This window comes from Roseibium sp. (assembly GCF_039982295.1).
Classification (GTDB): domain Bacteria; phylum Pseudomonadota; class Alphaproteobacteria; order Rhizobiales; family Stappiaceae; genus Roseibium.
This window is the reverse complement of record NZ_JBDWYP010000049.1, coordinates 123,373-144,010: the sequence shown is the minus strand read 5'-3', so window position 1 is coordinate 144,010 and position 20,638 is coordinate 123,373. Positions and strand designations below refer to the sequence as shown.

Here is a 20,638-nt window from a genome sequence, read left to right as displayed (position 1 = left end):
AAGTGGTCCTGGTTTTTCGGACAGGTCAGCGGCTCGTTTAAGGTGTATCCGGGTTGGTTTTCATGCCGCCAATTTCTGATCCCGACCGAGCCAGTATGCCTCCCTTGGCGTTCTGCGTTCAAGGGAGGAATGGGGCCGCTTGGTGTTGTAGAAAGCCATCCAATTTTTGACGACCCTTCGGGCTTGGAAGCCGTCAGTGATCTCTTCGAGATAGATCGCCTCCTGCTTCAGGCTCCGCCACAGCCGTTCGATAAAAATGTTGTCCAGATAGCGGCCACGCCCATCCATTGAGATGCGCACGCCTGCATCGGACAGCGTCGTGATCCAGGCCGATCCCGTAAACTGAGACCCTTGATCTGTGTTCATGATCTCCGGCAGGCCATATTGGGCGATGGCTTCGTTCAGGGCATCGACGCAGAAGTCGGCGTGCATCGTATTCGATAGCCGCCAGCTCAGGACCTTGCGCGACGTCCAATCCATGATAGCCACGAGATACAGGAAGCCATTCCTGACCGGCACGAAGGTGATGTCGGCGCACCAGACCTGGTTCGGATGGTCGATCTGCATGCCTCGAAGCAAATACGGGAAGACCGGATGCTGCGGGTGCGGCTGACTGGTTCTGGGACGTTTGTAGATTGCCTCCAGCCCCATCCGCGCCATCAATCGCCTGACGCGATGACGGCCTATGACAACGCCCTCCCGGCGCAGATAGGCTGCGATCTGCCGGCTGCCGAAGAACGGATATTTGGTGAACACCCGGTCGATCTCTTTCATCATCGCCAACGTGCCCGCGTCGATCCCGACCGGCGCGTAGTAGAACGCGGATCGGCTGAGCCGCACCAGCTTGCATTGCTGGCTGATACTGAGCTGCGGGTGATCCCGTTTGATCATCGCGCGTTTCTTCTCGGGGCTCACCGCTTCAGCCCTTCGGACAAAAAATCGTTCTCGACCGCCAGCCTTCCGATCTTGGCGTGAAGTTCCTTGATCTCGGCTTCGGTCGGCCCCTCTGGCTTGCCGCCACGGGCAAACACATCAGCCATCCCCTCGACGGTTTGGCGTTTCCACGTGCTGACCTGGTTCGGGTGCACCTGGTGCTTCGCCGCGATCTCCTGGATCGTCTTGTCGCCACGCAGCGCTTCCAGCGCCACCTTCGCCTTAAACTGGTCCGTAAATTTCCGGCGCTTCGCCATTCTCGTATCCCTTCAAAGGTTTGGGATACACCTTAGCCGACTGTCCAGTTTTCCGAGACCACTTCAAGGCCGCCAAGCCAGTTTTTCACCTCCACAAATTCTGACTCACGGAGTTGGGCAATGAGTTGTTGAACTCTTTCATCTGGCACAGCTGAGACCTCGATTTACCGACGACAAACTATAATCTATGCGCCTATCGCGTGACGCACCATCCCCTCGGTTTCCGGTGGCTGGCCACATCTATATTGGCAACGAGACGCCTCTACCGACAGTCTTGGGCCGGCTAGGGCGTTGTGAAGTGGTTCTTCTTCCATACGGCGATTTGACTGGCTGCGTTGGTCAGCGATGAGAAGAGGAGCCATTTCTCGGGTTGCGAGTCAGCTTAAAGGGTGCGGGCCGCGCGTGAATTTGTTGAGTAAAATCAGAGATCCGGAAAGCTAATTTAACACGGGTGCGGGGAGGCGAAGCCAAACAAAATCAATAGTATTTGCACACCTGTCGGGGTCACCACTTTTCTGCTTCTTGATTTGTCGGTATCAATCGCCGCGCCTGGCGTGCAGCGTCCAGTCCTGACCTTGTTTGCGAAAACTGCAGTTGGAAGGTGAGAGCTTTTTGCGCGAACCTCTCTGGCCAAGCGGCGATGCCGCTCTGACCTTCGGTGTTCATGGCGTTCGATAGTTTGACAGACCCGATCAGGAGCCGACGCTTGGCTGATCCTTGGACTTGCCGGCATTGAGTTCCATGGTCAGGGGCGTGATTTTCGCCTTGAGCGCCATGTTCATTTCGGCGTTGTCTTCGTTCAGTGCGTTCAATGCCAGATCAAGCAGATAGGCGCAGAACGTACGGCCGTCTTTCTCCGCTTCACGCTTGGTGAAGAAAATCATGCGCTTCAGGGATTCATCCTGATCGAGATCATCCTGAGCTTGAGACTCAACGGCGTCATGCGCTTTGGACATAGTGATACCCATCGTTATTCAACTTCTTTGAACCTGAAGCCGTATCCTCCTGCCTGCCGCAGAAAGGGCGTGCCTCGCGATGTCGATCGGTTTTGATCAGGCAATGCAACCTGACTTCAACCTGTTTCTTTGTCGACAAGGATCTGGTTGAGGCGTGAAATTACCGTGATAAAACTATACAGGATTTGGAATTCGCGGATTAGTCTAGATTCACGAGAACCTGTTTTATGGTTACCTACACGCTCAAGCTGTCTGGATTATGGCATGCCCGCTAGATTGTACATCAATTGTCTGGGGACGCCCGAAGTGCTGGACGACGCAGGGGCCGCGGTCGCTGTGCCGACCCGCAAAGCGCTTGCGATCCTGGTTTATCTGCTTCGGACACCGGGCCGTCTCGTTCCCCGTGAGCAGGTGGCAGACATTTTGTGGAGCAAGGCGCCGCGGGACAAGGCGATACAATCGTTGCGCCAGGCCTTGAGGCAAGTGAGGCGAATCGAAGAGGCGAGCGGGATCCGCTTTCTTGAGGCGGACAAGGGGCATGTCGGGCTAACTGGCAGCGTGCTGGTTTCTGATTTTGATGAGGTCTCGGAATTTCTGGAAAGCGGCGGTGTTGCAGACTTCGAAGCTGCGCTCACGCGCATTCGCGGCCCGTTGTTGAACGGCTACGAGACGCTGGATCCGGTTTTTCAGGACTGGTTGACCATCGAGCGGCAGCGTTTGACGTCTGATTATACCGCGTCTGCGCTCAAGGTGATCGACAAGCTGTCGCTTCTTGATGAGGCGGACCGGGTCGAGGCTGGTTGCCGCTTCCTCCTGGGGGTCGACAGTGCGCTGGAGCATGCACATCAGATTTTGATCAAACTGTACCTGGTGTCTGGCCGAAAAGCCGAGGCGCGTGCGCAGCTCAAACAGTGCGAGGCGGAACTCAAGGTGCATCTTGATGCGGACCCTGATGACGAAACGCTGAGGCTTTTCCACACCCATATGGATGCCTATGTCCAGCGTCCCTCCGCAAAGGCCCGCTTTGCCGTCGAGCCGGTTTCGGCCATGGCAAATGCAACCCTTTGTCATTCTGATGGGCCGGACCTCATCCAGCTGCCGCAGCTGACGATTGCTTCTTTTGTCGACGCTGACCGGCTCGACTCGCGTGTTTACACGATCCTGGATGACATTCGCAGTTGTCTCGGCGCCTATCGCAATGTTCAGATTTATGAAAACGACAACGAGACACAGGGTACCCCGCAAAAGGTCACTTATCTCGATGCCGGGGAGCTGGGCAGCTATCTACTGCGTTTCCGCCACGACGCACACATGGGGCTGATCTATCTTCAGCTTGAAAACCGTGTGTCGGGACAGGTTCTTTTCAACGAGGTGATCGAGACCGAGCAGGTTGCCGACTTCAATCGACTCCGGGAAGCGACGTCGCAGACGGTCAATCGTATTCAGTCCCATGTGATCGGTCGGCTCCGCGCGCGGGTCGGAAAGCAGCCGTTCTCCCGGTGGTGTCAGGCGGAAGCGCTGCTGTGCGAGTTCAGCCCGTCCGCCGATCGAAAAGCTGTTGCGATCCTTGATGAGCTTCAGGCCGCATCTCCAAACTACTCAGTTGTCTATTCAGGCAAGGCTTCGGTCGGCCTGAAGCAACTGCTGCATTATCCCGATTTTCGAGCAACGCAGACCGGATCCCGGGATGTTCTCGATCTGGCGGAGCAGGGCGTGCTGCTTGATCCCTGGCATGTTTTCAACCGGCGCATGCACGGTTGGTCGCTGCTGCAGTCAGGATACTATGACGAAGCGCGCCGTGCTTTTACCGAAGCTGCCCGCCTGAACCCGTTTGATCCGACCAATCTCATGTCGATCGCTGAGGGAATGGCCTATATTGGCGATGTGGATGAGGCGAGGCGCAACGCGGAAAGGGCGTTTTCGCTGTTTCCGGTGATCCCGCGTTTCTTCTATGAGTATCTGGCCAATATCAAATTTTCTGCTGGCGATTACACGTCTGCGCTCGAACTTCTCGATCGGGCGCCAACTGATGGCATCTTGTCGATCACAACCCGTATCGCGGCCTTCCTGTGTTCGGGCCGGGACGGCGAGGCGCGTGATACACTGGATTTGTTGGCGCGGCGCCATGCGGGACGTTTCGCCGATGTTACCCGCGATCGTCCGGAAGAGATTCTCGGTTGGCTCAATCGCATCAACCTCTACCAGGACCCGCAAACTCGCATGCACTACAAGCGCGGCGCAGATATGGTGCGGAGCTACCTTCTGGCAAGCTAAAGGAAATGCGGCTTTAGAATTCAGTTGAGGGTGCTGGGTGGAATCAGGTCTGCCAGTTGCGACAGATATTGTTCTTCGCCGGATGCAAGACGTTCTTCATTCAAGCGGTAGGGAAGAACCACCGGAGGTTTTTCGTGATCGTCTTCCTGAACGACCTTGAAATTGAACAATGCAGCTGTCTTTTCCGGAAGGCCGATGCGTCGCAGTTCTGCAGCAGGATCGTCAATTAGCCTTTGTTTCAGTTCCGGGTTCACGGACGCCTCTGCCAGCAGCTTTCCAAGCGCCACGATGTTTTTTTCATAGGCAGGAAAACGGGGCATGTCTTTATCCTTTTGACGCGACTAGGCAGCTAGTTGACAGAACCTAAAGCTTGAAATTGTCCCGCCGCCAAGACCATGGCGGCAGGACTGCTCAAATCAGTCAGGCTGAATGTGGTACACGCAGGAGCCGAGCGCGCGGCGTCCAAGCTCTTCCAGATAGGCTTCGTCGCCAATCTTGGCAGCGTCAACGCTTGAAGGCACGACCAGGTGCACCGTGTCAGCCGTATCGGCATAGACTTTGACATCGCCCTTGGCGGCAATCGTCTCTGCGAGTTCAGTGCGCTTTTCGCCATCCTGGATCATTGCACCGACCTTTGCGCCGTGTGTCAGAATGTCTTCGCGGGTGTTAAGCTGGGTCATGACAAGCCTTTCAAAGAGTACCGGTTGTGGATCTCCATCCCGAAATCACCGCGTGAAGGCGGAGCGTCGGAAGCTCTTCTCGACTCTGGTTGCGTGTGAGAACCGGCCCATGTCCGGTCACACCGCTCGCTCAGTCGAAAGCGCATTTCGATGCTTTGGCAAGACACGCGCAATGGCAATAATCACAAGCGGTATCGCTTGGCGTTGCAATTCAGGGTAGTTGTAGGGTGTGGACATCTGACATCGGTGGTGTGGAGCATTCACCCAATGGCCCGGGCCGAGGCTTCAAACATCTTGCTTGCAAGCTGTCTGAAGCAGGCGGTGTGCTACCGCTTGAAGGGCTGGAAAAGTCGCCCGGCGACGCCGCGCGGTTGCTGTGTAACTGGGGCGCGGCTCGCATTGTTCGGGGCAGTTTGCAGCTCGTGGCTCCGATGACGTTCGGCCTGCTGACACTCTTTGCACCGCTGCTTGACCTGTGCCGACCTGGAATTTTCGATACGCCGCTGCCTGGCTGTCCGCTTCAACTCAAGGCGGGTCTTGCTGATGTCTTGGGTCCATCCTGGGGTGCCTGTGAACCGGACATCCTGAAACTGGTCGCTGGTGGCCAAGGGGTCTTGGGGGCACAGGCTCTCATTTCCTGTCTGGGCGAGATGGCGGAACGCCTCAGTCTTTTCAGCCAAGGTACGGATGATGGCCGTGTTTTCGACCGCGGCGATGGTGGCGAAGAGCTTGCCCTTGGCGGGCTACTTGGCTTCAGTCAGCGGCAAGAGAGGGAGCTGGCGCGCGCGTTGGCAGGAGCTGCAGCCCATTTTTCAGGAGATCAGATTGACTGGAATGCTTTTGACCGCCGCCGAGTTTGTATGCGCGATCTTGCAACGGGGCGAGAGGTTCAGGTGCCAGCTTTTGGCGTTCTCATGGGGGAGGGACGTGGGCTTGGTCTCTCCGGACTGAGCCTGACCTCAACAGCTGGTGCTGCAGTCTGGTCCGAGCCGGAGGAGGCTCACCGCTGGGCGCTGCACGAGTTGGTCGAAAGAGATGCTGTCGGCCAGTTCTGGTACAACCGCCTGGGGATAACCCGTCTTGAGAGCGGGGTGTGGAGAGAGTTTATCCACCGAAATTGCGGGGCGTATCTGGCAGAGCGGCAAAGGAAGACCATTTTTTTGCGTGTCGACACAGATTTGAGCGCTCACGTCATTCTTGCTGTTTCATTTGAACGCGACGGTCTTGGGGCCTGTCTGGGAGCATCTGCGGCGCCAACGGCAGAAGGCGCTACCATGTCCGCTCTTGGGGAGATGCTCCAGGCCGAGCAGTCGCTTGGGTTGATGGCGCGTGCGCACAAGGATGCTCCGCCAGGCGCACAGCCGCCATCGGCGCTTCGATATGCGAGCGGCACACGGATCGCACAGGACCTGGGAATTGCGGAAGCAAAACCTGCAGACATCGCATCACTGAGTATCGTCTATGAGCGTGACGCTCTGCTTGAAAGCTGCCTGGCGAAGTCCGTGACGCTCTTTGCTTTCGACGCAACGCGTTCTGATCTTGCCATCCCCTGCATCAAGATCATGTCGCCTCATCTTTGCTCATGGCAGCCAAGATTTGGAAAGCCGCGACTGTTCGATGGGGTTGTCGACCGGGGCTGGGCCAAGTCCCGCGCGGCCGAGCAAGTCTTTGAAAACAGGCCATTTCCCTTTTAGGGCAATCGCTTTTTGAACGTGGTTCGTTCTGGTTGACAGAGCCGTGGTGCTGCGATATCAAAAAACATGAGAATAAAAATCATGTTTTGAGTCGCCCTCTCGATGGCTGTCACCGAGGTTCATTCGTGAACTTCGGTCGGTCTCTGGAAACCGACTTCAGGCGGGTCTTTGGACTCGCCTTTTTTTGTTCTAAGCCGTTTTAGCGCAGAGACGGACGACCATCTGCCACGGGGCGGGAGAGGGTCATCGCCCAGAAATTTCGCCACTTGCCATTTGATCGGACCATGCGGCCTATGCCGACGCGGGTGACATAGGGATTGAGCAGGTTCTTGTTGTGACCGCTAGAGCCCTTCCATCCATCCATAGCAGCATCCAGAGAGACATAACCTGCGCCGAGGTTTTCAGCGCCCGCATAGTTGCGATAACCGGCCTTTTCCAGCCTCTGCGAGAGACCAAAATCGCTGTGGGCCCAGGTGTCCATGCTGTCGCGTTCAGCGATATGACGCGCCATCTCGATGGAGACTTGGTTCAGGGTTTCATCGAGGGTCAGCGGATAGAGTCCGTTTGCCGCGCGGTAGCTGTTCAACTTCGCCAGCATGTCGCTGCCATCGACCGGCACATTGCTGATGACCGGTGCGTCTTCGAGCTCCTTGCCGCTTTGCAGTCCACCGCAACCGGCCAGTTGGAGACCGGCGAGCAAGAGCAGGGGGATCAGAATGAGGGCTCGCGGACGAGCCCCCAGACAGGTTTGCAATGCCGTCATTCGGGCTTGTCTCCAGGCCATGTCACTCCCTCGTCAGACCAGAATGGAAAGGGTCCGGGATAATTCTCGACATAGGCCGTGTGTGTCACTGTTCCCGACTTGGGCGTGTGTTGGTGCAGGAAATAGGCTGCAGGCTCGAAGGAAAACATGGAGGGCGAATTTTCCTTGAAGTCGAGCATCAGCTGATGAGCAACGCTTGGTGCGAGCGTCATGATCTTGCCGGCGAACGCGGCAACGATCGGTCGGTGCACATGGCCGCATACTATGCGTTCGACATGAGCATGAGGCGTAATCACTTCGGCAAGCGCGTCCGAGTCCATCAGGCCGATGTTGTCCATATGCGGGATGCCGGTGTTTGCCGGCGGGTGGTGGATTGCCAGCATTGCCGGTCGATCATCGGCCGCGAGCGTTTCTCCGAGCCAGTCGAGTTGCGCCTTGCCCAAAAGGCCATGGGGTTTTCCAGGTACATTTGAATCAAGTGCGATCAGACGCAACGAGCCGATGTCAGCCGTGTAATAAAGCTTTTCGCCGGAAGAATCTGAAATTCCGGGATAGTCGGAAAAGGCCGTGCGCATGCCCTCGGACGTGTCGTGATTCCCGGGGATCATATAGACCGGCATGGGCAATCTTGAGAGAATATGCCGGGCAAGGGCATACTCGCGCGGATCGTCGCGGTCTGTCAGGTCGCCGGTGATGACGACGGCGTCGGGGCGATGCTCCAGAGCCAGGATTGCCCGGATGGCGCGCTCTGCGAGCATATTGGTGTCGCTCACGCGGTAGCATGTCAGGCCGCTGGGGCGAAGGTGGAGATCGGTGATCTGGGCAATGAGTGTCATGTCTGGTCCTGATGGGTGGCGAGCCTTGAGCCGGGATTGACGATAACGATGCCTATGGCGGTGGCAAGCGCCTGTTTCCCTTTTCCTCTGGCTCATGTAGGAGGAAGCAGCGTGGAGCTTTACGCATCCCGTATGACAGTTTTGTCACCAAATGTATGAGTGGACGGGTCGAGCGAAATGACCGAAACAACGCAGGGTGCGCAGCGCGATCCTGAAACAACGCCAGGTTCTGGTGCGGGTGAGAACACAGGCGCAACCGATGACCGCGTTGGTAGCGCCCCTGACGCCCCCCAGGACAGGCCACGACCTATCTGGATGCGCCTTTTCGGACATGATCTGTCAGCACCGCTCCTTCTGCTGGTCCTGTCGATTGCTTTGTTTGCGCCGGGTCAATGGACTGTTCCGCCGCTTGATCGTGACGAACCTCGGTTTACACAAGCCACGAAGCAGATGCTGGAAACAGGTGACTATGTCGACATTCGTTTTCAGGATGAGGCACGGCACAAAAAGCCCGTCGGCATCTATTGGCTCCAGGCTGCCGCCGTCAAAGTGACCGGCCACGACGCAAGCGCGCCGCTTTGGGCCTACAGGCTGCCTTCTCTCATTGGCAGCGTGCTGGCCGTTCTGCTTGCCTACTGGATGGCCCGTGCTTTCACAGGACCACCGGCGTCTCTTCTTGTTGGCCTCTTCATGGCCGCTGCGATCATCGTTGGGGTTGAAGCTCGTCTGGCAAAGACGGACGCGGTTCTCTTCGCAGCAATTTTGCTGGCGCAGGGTGCGCTGGCCCGGCTTTGGATGAGAGATAGCGAACAGCGGCAGTGGGGCCTTGCCTTCGTGTTCTGGACGGCGCTGGCTGCAGGCGTTCTGATCAAGGGCCCAGTCGCTCCCATGGTCGTCGGATTGACGGTAATTGCTCTTTTTGCGCTGACCAGAAGGTTTCGCTGGTTCAAGTCCGCGGTTCCGCTCCTTGGCGCTATCTGGTTTGTGCTGCTGGTCGTGCCTTGGTTCGTGGCAATCTGGATTGCGACCGACGGCACATTCTTTGAAGAAGCGATCGGCAAGGATCTGCTCGGCAAGGTCGGGCAGGGGCAGGAGGGCCATGGGGCGCCGCCTCTGACACACCTCGGTGCGATGTTCGGTGTTTTCTGGCCACTTCCAGCCTTCTTAATTCTTTCAATCGCGACAATCTGGCGGGAACGCGCAAGTCGGCTGGTCGTTTTTTCGGCTGCCTGGTTCCTTCCGTCCTGGGTCGTGTTCGAACTGGTTGCGACGAAGCTTCCCCACTATACAATGCCGCTGTTGCCGGCGCTTGCCTTGCCAGTGGCTGCTGCGCTTGTCGATGGCGCGGGAGAAAACGCGCGGAAATCTTTGCGCTGGCTTGCTGCAATCCTGGTTGCCTTGCCGCCTGTCGGGCTTGCAGTCGCTTCATTTGCCGGTCCGCTGTATCTGGGCGATTGGCCGTCGCCACCTGGCGTTGTCTTGTGCGCGATCGGTGCGGTGCTTGTGCTGTTCTCGGCCTCACGTGTTCTAGCGGGAGCGGCGCTCCACGGCGTGCCGACTGCTATCGCGGCAAGCCTTGCCATTGCGGTCGGGTTTTGGGGCTTCGTTGGCCCAGCGCTGACAACCATCTGGGTGAGCCCACGACTGGTTGAAGCCATCGAAGCTATTCCGGCATGTCATGACCCGATGGTGGTCACGACCGGGTTCCACGAGCCAAGCTTCATTTTCCTGCAGGGTACAGACACCAGGATCGTGCCGGCGCCGCAGGCTGCGGAGTTTCTGAACGAAAGCAGCGCCAATTATGCCGGTTGCCGTATTGCTGTCATAGAAAGCCGTCAGGAGGACGCCTTTCTTGGGGCTGCCAAGGCTATTGGACTTGTGCCAAAGTTGGTAAGCAGGCTAGAGGGCTTGAATATCAATGGTGGCAAACAGTTGGACATCGGTCTCTATAGAGCTGGTGCACTGGCTGAACAGGCTGAATGATCAGCCAGGCGACGGGCCGGATGACGACAGAGAACCTTGCCGAAAGGCTTAAGAAAACCGGATCGCGCATGCTGCGGAATTTCCGCGCTGTTCGCTTGACCATCGCTGATCGGCGGGGGCGGGCTCAGCGCTTTCAAGATCCACTGCGGCCTGGTCAAAGACCGCAGGACATTCTTGCGATCTTGTTGCTGACCGTCGGTGTCGCGGTCGTGGCACTCGATATTCCGACCTATCCGTGGCTGCGTTCACTGCCTGGCGAATATTGGTCGACATTCAACGCCTTTACTGATGTCGGCAAGGCGCACTGGATCCTGTGGTCAAGCGGTCTTCTTTGCCTTTATCTGCTGGCGCTGGATGCATCGAAACTGACGATCCGGCTGCGCATGACCGTCGGTGCGGCCTTCACCTATGCCGGCTTCGTATTCTACACGGTTGCTGCGACTGGAATCCTCGCCATCATCTTCAAGTGGACACTTGGACGCGCCCGCCCGAAGCTCTACGAGCAGGTCGGGCCGGTTGAGTTCGATTTCCTGGCTCTTCATGGATCCTACACAAGTTTTCCGTCCGGCCATTCGACGACAGTCGGTGCGCTTGCAACAGCTCTGGCTCTGATTTTCCCCACATGGCGCTGGCTGATCATCGTCAGCGCTTTCTGGGTTGCGTTCAGCCGCATCATGGTTGGCGCGCATTATCCTTCCGATGTCATTGCCGGCACGTTGCTCGGCATGACCTTCACCTTTTTCACAGCGCGGGCGCTGGCCAGGCGCAGACTTGGTTTCTGCTTGAGCGAGAGCGGCCGGATCGAGCCGATCATCTGCCGACGTTCCGCCCGGGTTTGCGCGCGTGCCGTCTGGTACGCCGTGACTGGACGCCGTCGTGCCTATCGCGATGCGACCGAATTCGACGGCATGGGCGCATCTGACATGAAACGAGACACTGATGAGTAGCAGCTACAGCGAGGCGCTTGCGGCGTCCTCCGGCCATTTGGCGGTCAGCGTGGTGGTCCCGGCAAAGGATGAGGCAGAAAACCTGCCAATCCTGCTGGACGAAATTCGTGACGCGCTCGAAGGCCGAACCTTCGAGGTTCTGGTTATTGATGACGGATCTTCAGATGGCACTGATGGCGTGCTGAAGGCTTATGCCGCTGAGAATCCCTGGTTGCGCCCGTTCCGTCATCGGACAGCTTGCGGACAGAGCTGTGCCGTGCGCACGGGTGTTCAGAACGCTCGCGGCGATGTGGTTGCGACGATTGATGGCGACGGCGAAAACAACCCGGCCTATATTCCACAGCTTCTGGACGCGCTTTCTGCTGGTGGCCCGTCCGTTGCTCTTGCCGCCGGTCAACGTCTTGGCCGCAAGGCGAGCCTGGCCAAGCGGTATGCTTCGAAGTTTGCCAACAAGGTGCGTGGGTCGATCTTGAAAGACAACACCCGCGACAGTGGCTGCGGACTGAAGGCCCTGCGCCGCGAGGTCTTTCTGCAACTGCCTTACTTCGACAGCTGGCACCGTTTTCTGCCTGCGCTTGTGATCCGCGAAGGTTTTGGCGTCGTGCACGTGGATGTTCTCGACCGTCAGCGCCGTCACGGCACTTCCAAATACGGGATCTTTGATCGGGCGTTGATCGGCATTCTTGATCTTGTTGGTGTCTGGTGGCTTCGCCGACGTCGCAAGAAAATCCCGACCGTCAGCGCATTGACCGAATAAATCCAACACATCGTAACAGACGGACGGACACCTGATGGATCAGCTGGTTAATTGGTTCTATACGGTCTTCATCGAGAATTTTGACTTCTGGATGCTCTTCGGCCTGGCCGCACAGGCAATGTTCATGATGCGCTTTGTGGTGCAATGGATGGCGTCGGAGCGAGTCGGGCGTTCGATCGTGCCCATTGCCTTCTGGTTCTTTTCGATTGCCGGCGGCGTGATGCTGTTCGTCTATGGCGTCATCAAGAAAGAACCGATCATCATCCTGGGGCAGGGTCTTGGTCTTGTGATCTATTTCCGCAATCTTTGGCTGATCTTCAAGGAAAAGCGACGCGATCCAACGATCTGAGGGCAGGTTCGCGAACGCCGCGCTCAGATCATCTTTCGCATCGCAATCTTTTTTGAAAATCTTGGTTCAGCCCGAAAACGCCCTGTCGAGGGCCTGAGCCAGATCCTGGATGATGTCTTGTGGATCCTCCAGGCCGATATGCAGCCGTGCGGATTTCAAATTCGCGTCATAGGTTGTTGCGCTCCGGTTGCCTTTCAGCTTGACCGGGATCGCAAGGCTCTCAAATCCGCCCCAGGAATAGCCTAGGCCAAAGAGCGCCAGATTGTCGAAAAAGGCGTTGGACTGGGTGGTGCTGGTTCCGGCCTTGAAATCGAATGCGAAAAGACCGCTTGCGCCGGAAAAGTCGCGTTTCCATAGGGCGTGACCAGGATCGGTTTCGAGCGCAGGGTAGCGAATTGCTGCGACCTCCTCCCGGGTTTTCAGCCAGTCGATGACCGCCAGTGTATTTTTCATATGCCGTTCGAGCCGTACGGACAGGGTTCGAAGTCCGCGCAGGGCAAGGTAGACATCGTCCGGGGCAACATGGACGCCCATGGCACCGTGAAGAGCATCAAGTGCCGGCCATGCCTTCTCGCTCGCGCTGATCGCCCCAAGCATCACATCGGAGTGACCGACGACGTATTTGGTTCCGGCCTGAATCGAGAGATCAACACCGAGTTCCAATGGCTTGCAGTAGCGCGGACTGGCCCATGTGTTGTCCATCAGAACCGTTGCTCCGATCGATCTTGCCGCCGCCGCGATCGCTGGTATGTCCTGCATCTCGAAGGTGAGGGAGCCAGGTGCCTCTGTAAAGACAGCTGCCGTATTGGTCTTGAAGAGCGTTTTGACGTCGCCAGCCAGTGCCGGATCGTAATATTCCACGGCAATATTGTATTTCGGCAGGACAGTGTCGGCAAAATGCCGGGTAGGACCGTATGAGGTGTCAGCGATTAATACGTGATCACCTGATTTCAGACATGACAGGCAGGCAAGAGCGATTGCGTTGAGGCCCGAGTTGGCGAGCTTGGTGCCAGCTGCCCCTTCAATCTCGGTGAGGGCATTTTCGAGTGCCTCAGTTGTCGGCGTGCCCCGGCGGCCATAGACGTAGGGTTGTCCGCCCGTTTCCATGGTTGCGGTATCAGGGAACAGGATCGTTGACGCATGAACCACGGGCGGGTTCACAAAACCGTGGAACTCTCTCGGCTTGCGGCCGGTGTGTGTCAGGACTGTGTCTGCTTTAAAGGCAGCAGGCGTCGATTTCTTAGTCATGTTCACCTTCTGTGCATTTTGCCGGTAACCAATTTCATGAATCAGCCGCCGAAATCTCTTAGAACGTTATCTGCAACCCCTTGACCAGCTGCGTCAAATGCCATCGTATACTGGTATTGGGAAGGTGGGCGCTTGCCCGGAGGAGATGAGTTGCTTGAACGGTTGCAACAGTCAATCGGTTCAGTGGCGAGTTCAGGGCAGCATTACGCCTTTTCAATGAAAGTATAAAAAGTATGGGTAACAAAAGGCTGCATATCCATGTCTAACAAAATCCTTCCGATTGTACTCGGCGCTGCAATGGGCGTTGCTGCGTCGGCTGCAAATGCAACCACACTTGAAGACGTAAAAGCCAAGGGCTTCGTTCAGTGTGGCGTGAGCCAGGGTCTTCCTGGTTTCTCCAACCCGGATGCCCAGGGCAACTGGACTGGTCTAGACGTTGACCTTTGCCGCGGCGTTGCTGCTGCCGTTTTCGGTGATGCGTCTGCTGTCAAGTTCACTCCGCTGTCCGCTAAAGAGCGTTTCACCGCTCTGCAGTCCGGTGAGATCGACATCCTGTCGCGCAACACCACCTGGACCATGTCCCGTGACACGCAGCTCGGCCTGAACTTTGCCGGCGTGAACTACTACGACGGTCAGGGCTTCATGGTTCGCAAGGACCTGGGTGTCACGTCCGCTCTGGAACTGTCCGGCGCATCCGTCTGCACGAACACCGGTACCACCACCGAGCTGAACGTTGCCGACTACTTCCGTGCGAACAACATGCCGTACGAAATCGTCGCCTTCGAAAAGGCTGATGAAGTTGTTGCTGCATACGACGCCGGCCGCTGCGACGTCTACACCACGGACGCTTCCGGTCTGTATGCACAGCGCTTGAAGCTGACCAACCCTGCCGATCACATGGTTCTGCCGGAAATCATTTCCAAAGAGCCTCTCGGCCCGGTTGTCCGTCAGGGCGACGATGAGTGGTTCAACATTGCCAAGTGGACCCTCAATGCAATGATCAACGCCGAAGAAATGGGCGTGACCTCTGCAAACGTTGACGACATGAAGGGTTCCGACAACCCGTCCGTCAAGCGTCTTCTCGGTGTTGAAGGTGCGTATGGCGAAGCTATCGGCCTCGGCAACGACTGGGCTTACAACGTGATCAAGGGCGTCGGTAACTACGGCGAATCCTTCGATGCAAACGTTGGTCCGGATACCCCGCTTGGCATCGCACGTGGCGTTAACGCCCTGTGGTCCAACGGCGGCTTCCTCTACGCTCCGCCGGTCCGCTAAGACCTCCTGAGCTAGTGTATCGGTTCCCGGCAGCCTGCTGCCGGGAACCAGATCCAAAATGACCGAAAAGCAGCAACAAAGCTGCAAGGTCTTTCAGAGATTTGGCCGCTCCTGTCGACAGGGGATTTGAGAGGAGAGTGGCCTTCTGTCCGCAGCTATTGTGCTCTTCAACAAGCTTCCATGATGCTGCGGCACAAACTCGGGCGAGGTTATATGTCAATTCAGGAGCAGGACTCGGCGGGGGCGCCGGCGCGTGCTTCGCTGTTGAATGATCCGAAAGCGCGGGGGCTTTTCTATCAAGCCACCCTTATTATTGCGCTGGTGGTGTTCGGTTGGTTCATCGTAAGCAACACGGTGGAAAACCTTGAGCGCCAGAACATTGCTTCCGGTTTTGGATTTCTCCAAAACACGGCTGGCTTCGGGATCATTCAGGCGCTGGTCGATTACACGGAGACGTCGAGCTACGGGCAGGCGATTCTCGTCGGCTTTGTCAACACGCTTCTTGTCGCCGTCATCGGTATTTTTCTCGCGACAATCATCGGCTTTGTGGTCGGTATCGCGCGACTTTCGAACAACTGGGTGATCTCACGTCTGGCATATTGCTACGTGGAGCTTATCCGAAACGTGCCGCTGCTGCTCCAGATCTTCTTCTGGTATTTCGCGGTTCTGCGCGCGGTCCCGGGCAAACGGGACAAATGGTCATTCCTGTTTGATACATTCCATCTGAACATCGCCGGCCTCCGTGGCCCGCAACCGGTCTTTGAAGAAGGTTCCGGCATTATCGGATGGGCCCTTGTTGTGGCGATTGTCCTTGCCTTTGCCGTGGCGCGCTGGTCACGCAAGCGCCAGGAGACGACAGGCCAGCAGTTCCCGGTCTTCCTGACGGGCCTCGGCATGATCATCGGCCTGCCGCTGATCGCCTATGTCTTTGCCGGAATGCCGATGCACTTCAACTATCCGGAGTTCGTCGAAACAGGACCAATGCTTCGCCGCGGCTTTACGCTCGGCTCGGGCTTCAACCTGATCCCTGAATTCCTGGCGCTGACACTGGCACTGTCGATCTACACGGCTGCCTTTATTGCCGAGATCGTTCGTGCGGGCATTCAGGCCGTCAGTCATGGTCAGAGCGAGGCGGCACACGCGTTGGGGCTTCGCAATGGTCCGACACTGCGCCTTGTGATTATCCCACAGGCGATGCGCGTGATCATTCCGCCGCTGACAAGTCAGTATCTCAATCTGACCAAGAACTCGTCTCTTGCGGTCGCCATTGCTTTCCCGGACCTCGTGTCCGTGGGTGGAACGGTGCTCAACCAGACCGGTCAGGCGATCGAGATCATTGGCATTTGGATGTTTGTCTATCTGACACTCAGCCTGCTGACCTCCGCCTTCATGAATTGGTACAACCAGCGCATGGCGCTCGTGGAACGGTAGGGCAGTACCATGGCAAACACAGATATTTTCCAGATCAGAACGGAAGAAGCGCCGACACTGGCGGCGCCAATTTCCACCTCAGGTGTTGTCGGCTGGATGAGGCAGAACCTGTTCTCTTCCATCGGCAACACGGTCCTGACCGTCATCGGGCTCCTGATCGCCTATTCCTTGATCATGCCTTTTGTTCAGTTCGCCATCATCGATGCGGTCTGGACCGGTAATGACCGGACAGCATGTCTTGCCGTTGAAGGGGCGGGACATGCAGGCGCCTGCTGGGCCTATGTGATCGATTACCTGCCGCAGTTTATCTACGGCCGGTATCCGACCGAGGAGATCTACCGGGTCAACATCGTCTATGCATTGTTCGTGCTTTTGCTCGTGCCATTGCTGATGCCGAGCGCGCCATACAAGGGGATCAACGCGCTGTTGTTCCTGGTTGTTTTCCCGTTCATCTCCTACTTCCTGCTCACAGGGCTGGAGTTTGGTGACACAGTTGTGCTGCCGATCGTGGAGACGGCCCGTTGGGGTGGCCTGCTGGTCACGCTCGTGATTGCGGTCACCGGGATCGTTGCGTCCCTTCCGCTCGGCATCGCGCTGGCTTTGGGTCGCCGTTCAAACATGCCAATCATCAAGATGGTATCGGTGATCTTCATCGAGTTCTGGCGCGGCGTGCCCTTGATCACCGTGCTGTTCATGTCTTCGGTGATGTTGCCGCTGTTCCTGCCGGAGGGCGTGACCTTCGACAAGCTGCTTCGGGTCCTGATTGGCGTGACGCTGTTTTCCGCGGCCTATATGGCGGAAGTCGTGCGTGGCGGCCTCCAGGCCATCCCGAAGGGGCAATATGAAGGCGCGATGGCTCTTGGCTTGCGCTTCTGGCAAATGATGGGGCTCATCATTCTGCCCCAGGCGCTCAAGCTGGTCATCCCGGGCATCGTCAATACGTTCATCGGTCTGTTCAAGGACACGACTCTGGTTCTGATTGTCGGCATGTTCGACCTTCTAGGCCAAATCCAGTCGTCCTTCTCCGATCCGAACTGGTCGACACCCACACAGGGACACACGGGCTATCTCTTCGCCGCCATCGTGTTCTTCATCTTCTGCTTCGGCATGTCGCGGTACTCCATCTTCATGGAGAACAAGCTGCACACCGGTCATAAACGCTAGCCGTTCTTCGGCACCCCGGGGCGAGCGCACAGCCGCCTCGGCAGACGTCATATTTGGAGACAACTAATGTCAGAAAACGCTGTAAACGCTGAAGAACTCGCAGCAGACCGATCGCGCATGCAGATCTCGGATACGGAAGTTGCCGTGGAGATCAAGAGCATGAACAAGTGGTACGGTGATTTCCATGTTCTTCGCGACATCAACCTCAAGGTGATGAAGGGCGAGCGCATCGTCGTCTGTGGCCCATCCGGGTCCGGCAAGTCCACTATGATCCGCTGCATCAACCGTCTCGAGGAACATCAGGACGGACAGATCATTGTAGATGGCAATGAGCTGACCAATGACCTGAAAAAGATCGATGAGATCCGCCGAGAAGTCGGAATGTGCTTCCAGCACTTCAACCTCTTCCCGCATCTGACCATCCTGGAAAACTGCACGCTCGCGCCGATCTGGGTTCGCAAGATGCCGAAGAAGGAAGCTGAAGAGATCGCGATGCACTACCTGGAGCGGGTGAAGATCCCCGAGCAGGCAGGCAAATATCCCGGTCAGCTTTCCGGTGGTCAGCAGCAACGTGTGGCGATCGCTCGTTCGCTCTGCATGAGCCCGAAGATCATGTTGTTCGATGAGCCGACCTCGGCACTCGACCCTGAGATGATCAAGGAAGTGCTCGACGTGATGGTTGGTCTTGCAGAAGAAGGCATGACCATGGTCTGCGTCACACACGAGATGGGCTTTGCCCGCAAGGTGGCGAACCGGGTCATCTTCATGGATGCCGGTCAGATCGTTGAGCAGAACGAGCCGGAAGCCTTCTTCACCAACCCGCAGCACGAGCGGACGAAGCTGTTCCTGAGCCAGATCCTGCATCACTGACCGCAGATCTTGCTGAAAGATTGGAGGGCCGGCGGAAACGTCGGCCCTTTTGTTTACCTAACGTTATTTGCCTTGATGCACTGTCGCCGCAACGGCAACGGTCAAAGAGGGCCCGTTCATGAGGAAATACGTTCGCTTGCGGTGGTTGATGTCCGCCTGTCTTGTTTCTGCAGTTGGGGCTTTTTCCAGTGCTCCTGCCCATGCACAGGATGCTGAAGTTCCGCTGGATCTTCTTGGCAACTGGAAAGCAGAGATCATTGATGGCACCCCGGTTGCGGCCGGTGTCGTGTCCCTGCTTGAGTTCGAGGAAGCGGGCACTGTTGACGGCAACGGTGGCTGCAACAAGATCTTCGGACCATTGCGCACCGAAGGACGGAATATCCGGATCGGTCCGCTGTCCGTCACGCGGAAGGCTTGTCCGCCAGAGGTTCTGAACCAGGAAAAAGCTTTCCTGAAAGCGCTCAATGCGACGCGTGACTTCAAGAAGCTGCCTGCGGAAGGCGCTCTGCTCCTGCTAGATGGCCAGGGCACGGAAGTCGGCCGCTTCGTTTCTGCCGACTGAGATCTAGCTGCCGGTGACGACTTTCGTGTCGTCCCGGCCGCCCCATTCGCTCCACGATCCGTCATAGAGCTTTAAATCTCTCGCTCCGGCGATCTCCAACCCGAGTGTGAGCACTGCAGCGGTGACGCCGGAGCCGCACGTGGTCGTCACGGGCCGTGACAGGTCGAGGCCTGACGCTTTGAAAAGCTCTTTCAGCTCGCTTTTCGACTTCAGGGTGCCATCCTCATTCATGAGGGTCATGAAGGGACAATTGCAAGCGCCTGGCATATGGCCCGAGCGCATTCCTACGCGTGGTTCTGCAGCTTCTCCGGTAAACCTGTCTGCGGGGCGTGCATCGAGTATCTGTGAGGAGCCGTCTTCTGAAATACGGCGTACATCGTCGATGTCGGCCAAAAGAGCGTTGTCCATGCGCGCGGTGAAATGCCGCTCCGGGCGGTACACTTCACCTTCTTCCAGCGCTCTGTCCTCTGCACGCCATTTTTTCATGCCGCCATCGAGAACATAAACCTCCTTGACGCCCATGATCTTGAACATCCACCAGACACGCGGCGCCGAAAAGAAACCGATGCCGTCATAGACGACGATTGTCTGCCCATCTCCTATGCCGAGTTTGCGGACCTTGGAGGCGAACACGTGCGGCTGGGGCAGGGTGTGGGGCAGGCCGGAGGTTGGATCGCTGATGGCGTCTATGTTAAGGCGAACAGCGCCGGGAATGTGTCCCTGCTGATACTCCTCCTCAGCATCACGCCCCATCTGCGGCAGATACCAGGAGCCGTCAACCACAACGAGGTCGGGAGACGTCAGATGGTCGGCGAGCCAGTCAGTCGAAACGAGGGGAGTGCTGGGCATCAATAGATTCCTCAAGAAGCTTAAGTTGAATGGGCGATCAGTCTGTCAGGCGAATGCGAACCCTGCGATTCTGCTTGCCCTTCTTTTCCGACTTCCCGAGCTCGAGCTGACCGATTTCGGATGTATTTGCCACATGGGTGCCGCCGCACGGCTGGAGATCAACGTCACCGCCAATGCGGACGAGTCGAACCTTACCTGATCCGCGTGGAGGCTTCACGCTCATGGTCTTGACCAGACCAGGGTTGGCGTCAAGTTCCTCATCGGTGATCCACTCCGATGTGATGGCGTGGTTGCCCGAGGCCAGCTCATTGATGGCGGTGGCGCCAGCCTCCTTGTCAAGAACGGCATCGCCCATATCGAAATCCAGACGGCCTTCACCGTCGCCGATCTGGCCACCGGTCACAGGATAGGGAAGGGCCACCGAAAGCAGGTGAAGGGCCGTGTGTATCCGCATCAGGCGGTAACGGCGTGCCCAATCAAGCTCCATGGCAACGGCGGCATGGACCTCTGGAAGGTTTTGGCCTTCCGCAGGGACATGGACAATTGTTGTCTTGTCGTCGCCATAGACTGTGGTGGCAATCTGAATCTCGCTTCCATCCGCGAGGCGCAACGTTCCCGTGTCGCCGGGCTGTCCGCCGCCAGCGGCATAGAAAATTGTCTGGTCCAGAACGATGCCGCCTCGGTCATTGACCTCAACAACGTTTGCTTCGCAGGTTTTCAGATAGGCATCGTCGCGAAACAGGGTTGTGGTCATTGGTCTCTCCCAAAGCGATATGAAGCGGTTGCGGGAGTTGAGCAATGATCGCGGAC

The 20,638-nt window shown here is 57.2% G+C and carries 20 protein-coding genes; 11 read left to right on the top strand and 9 right to left on the bottom strand.

Translation table 11 applies throughout. From position 1 onward, the window contains the following. Positions 1 to 60: 60 nt before the first annotated feature. Together ABJZ52_RS10220 and ABJZ52_RS10215 are read right to left on the bottom strand one after the other, a co-directional pair. Positions 61 to 1,190 (bottom strand): IS3 family transposase gene (locus ABJZ52_RS10220; protein ID WP_348185197.1). Its coding sequence is split into 2 segments (ribosomal slippage): positions 61 to 917 and positions 917 to 1,190, totalling 1,131 coding nucleotides; the frame shifts between segments, so codons are not numbered across the junction. 692 nt (positions 1,191 to 1,882) lie between these two features. Continuing rightward, complete coding sequence (locus ABJZ52_RS10215) at positions 1,883 to 2,146, bottom strand: hypothetical protein (protein WP_348185199.1); 264 nt, start codon at positions 2,144 to 2,146, stop codon at positions 1,883 to 1,885. Positions 2,147 to 2,410: 264 nt separating this feature from the next. Here ABJZ52_RS10215 and ABJZ52_RS10210 point away from each other — a divergent pair, with 264 nt between their 5' ends. Next, positions 2,411 to 4,420: a BTAD domain-containing putative transcriptional regulator gene (locus tag ABJZ52_RS10210; RefSeq protein WP_348185201.1), complete on the top strand. Its 2,010-nt coding sequence runs from the start codon at positions 2,411 to 2,413 to the stop codon at positions 4,418 to 4,420. A gap of 20 nt (positions 4,421 to 4,440) precedes the next feature. Here ABJZ52_RS10210 and ABJZ52_RS10205 read toward each other — a convergent pair whose 3' ends face one another. Then, entirely contained in the window at positions 4,441 to 4,740 is a 300-nt protein-coding gene (locus tag ABJZ52_RS10205; protein ID WP_348199922.1) for a hypothetical protein, read from the bottom strand. Positions 4,741 to 4,836: 96 nt separating this feature from the next. Further along, complete coding sequence (locus ABJZ52_RS10200) at positions 4,837 to 5,100, bottom strand: hypothetical protein (RefSeq protein ID WP_348191005.1); 264 nt, start codon at positions 5,098 to 5,100, stop codon at positions 4,837 to 4,839. 227 nt (positions 5,101 to 5,327) lie between these two features. Here ABJZ52_RS10200 and ABJZ52_RS10195 point away from each other — a divergent pair, with 227 nt between their 5' ends. Next, positions 5,328 to 6,794, top strand: coding sequence for a YcaO-like family protein (locus tag ABJZ52_RS10195; RefSeq protein WP_348191008.1), 1,467 nt, complete (start codon positions 5,328 to 5,330; stop codon positions 6,792 to 6,794). Positions 6,795 to 6,993: 199 nt separating this feature from the next. On the opposite strand, the gene ABJZ52_RS10190 is transcribed toward ABJZ52_RS10195, so the two are convergent. Further along, complete coding sequence (locus ABJZ52_RS10190; protein ID WP_348191011.1) at positions 6,994 to 7,557, bottom strand: CAP domain-containing protein; 564 nt, start codon at positions 7,555 to 7,557, stop codon at positions 6,994 to 6,996. After that, a complete protein-coding gene (locus ABJZ52_RS10185) occupies positions 7,554 to 8,393 on the bottom strand; it encodes a phosphodiesterase (protein WP_348191014.1) in 840 nt (279 codons plus the stop codon). The genes ABJZ52_RS10190 and ABJZ52_RS10185 overlap by 4 nt, the downstream gene beginning before the upstream one ends. A 177-nt stretch (positions 8,394 to 8,570) precedes the next feature. On the opposite strand from ABJZ52_RS10185, the gene ABJZ52_RS10180 reads away from it, so the two are divergent. The 4 genes from ABJZ52_RS10180 to ABJZ52_RS10165 are packed head-to-tail and all read left to right on the top strand — an operon-like array spanning position 8,571 to position 12,429. Continuing rightward, on the top strand, positions 8,571 to 10,376 hold the full coding sequence (locus ABJZ52_RS10180) for a glycosyltransferase family 39 protein (protein WP_348191017.1): 1,806 nt from the start codon (positions 8,571 to 8,573) through the stop codon (positions 10,374 to 10,376). Between the two features lie 20 nt (positions 10,377 to 10,396). Further along, entirely contained in the window at positions 10,397 to 11,323 is a 927-nt protein-coding gene (locus ABJZ52_RS10175; RefSeq protein WP_348191020.1) for a phosphatase PAP2 family protein, read from the top strand. After that, the gene (locus tag ABJZ52_RS10170; RefSeq protein ID WP_348191023.1) at positions 11,316 to 12,080 is read left to right on the top strand and encodes a glycosyltransferase family 2 protein; all 765 of its coding nucleotides are present in this window, start codon (positions 11,316 to 11,318) and stop codon (positions 12,078 to 12,080) included. Before ABJZ52_RS10175 ends, ABJZ52_RS10170 begins: the two co-directional genes overlap by 8 nt. 34 nt (positions 12,081 to 12,114) lie before the next feature. Next, a complete protein-coding gene (locus tag ABJZ52_RS10165) occupies positions 12,115 to 12,429 on the top strand; it encodes a lipid-A-disaccharide synthase N-terminal domain-containing protein (RefSeq protein WP_348191025.1) in 315 nt (104 codons plus the stop codon). A gap of 66 nt (positions 12,430 to 12,495) precedes the next feature. Here the strand turns inward: ABJZ52_RS10165 and metC are convergent, their stop codons facing one another. Then, a complete protein-coding gene (gene metC, locus ABJZ52_RS10160) occupies positions 12,496 to 13,677 on the bottom strand; it encodes a cystathionine beta-lyase (protein WP_348191027.1) in 1,182 nt (393 codons plus the stop codon). Positions 13,678 to 13,935: 258 nt separating this feature from the next. Between metC and ABJZ52_RS10155 the strand changes: the two genes are divergently transcribed. The 5 genes from ABJZ52_RS10155 (at position 13,936) to ABJZ52_RS10135 (ending at position 18,979) form a co-directional block, all read left to right on the top strand. Further along, positions 13,936 to 14,952 carry an amino acid ABC transporter substrate-binding protein gene (locus ABJZ52_RS10155; RefSeq protein ID WP_348191030.1) on the top strand — a complete coding sequence of 339 codons (1,017 nt, stop codon included), beginning with the start codon at positions 13,936 to 13,938 and terminating at the stop codon, positions 14,950 to 14,952. Positions 14,953 to 15,165: 213 nt separating this feature from the next. Continuing rightward, entirely contained in the window at positions 15,166 to 16,383 is a 1,218-nt protein-coding gene (locus ABJZ52_RS10150) for an amino acid ABC transporter permease (protein WP_348191032.1), read from the top strand. 9 nt (positions 16,384 to 16,392) lie between these two features. After that, positions 16,393 to 17,547 carry an amino acid ABC transporter permease gene (locus ABJZ52_RS10145; RefSeq protein WP_348191035.1) on the top strand — a complete coding sequence of 385 codons (1,155 nt, stop codon included), beginning with the start codon at positions 16,393 to 16,395 and terminating at the stop codon, positions 17,545 to 17,547. A 66-nt stretch (positions 17,548 to 17,613) separates the two neighbouring features. Next, the gene (locus tag ABJZ52_RS10140) at positions 17,614 to 18,417 is read left to right on the top strand and encodes an amino acid ABC transporter ATP-binding protein (protein ID WP_153768840.1); all 804 of its coding nucleotides are present in this window, start codon (positions 17,614 to 17,616) and stop codon (positions 18,415 to 18,417) included. A gap of 118 nt (positions 18,418 to 18,535) precedes the next feature. Continuing rightward, entirely contained in the window at positions 18,536 to 18,979 is a 444-nt protein-coding gene (locus ABJZ52_RS10135; protein ID WP_348191038.1) for an META domain-containing protein, read from the top strand. Between the two features lie 3 nt (positions 18,980 to 18,982). Here the strand turns inward: ABJZ52_RS10135 and sseA are convergent, their stop codons facing one another. Together sseA and ABJZ52_RS10125 are read right to left on the bottom strand one after the other, a co-directional pair. After that, positions 18,983 to 19,828, bottom strand: coding sequence for a 3-mercaptopyruvate sulfurtransferase (sseA, locus tag ABJZ52_RS10130; RefSeq protein ID WP_348191041.1), 846 nt, complete (start codon positions 19,826 to 19,828; stop codon positions 18,983 to 18,985). Positions 19,829 to 19,865: 37 nt separating this feature from the next. Then, on the bottom strand, positions 19,866 to 20,582 hold the full coding sequence (locus tag ABJZ52_RS10125; protein WP_348191044.1) for an alanyl-tRNA editing protein: 717 nt from the start codon (positions 20,580 to 20,582) through the stop codon (positions 19,866 to 19,868). Positions 20,583 to 20,638 lie beyond the last annotated feature (56 nt).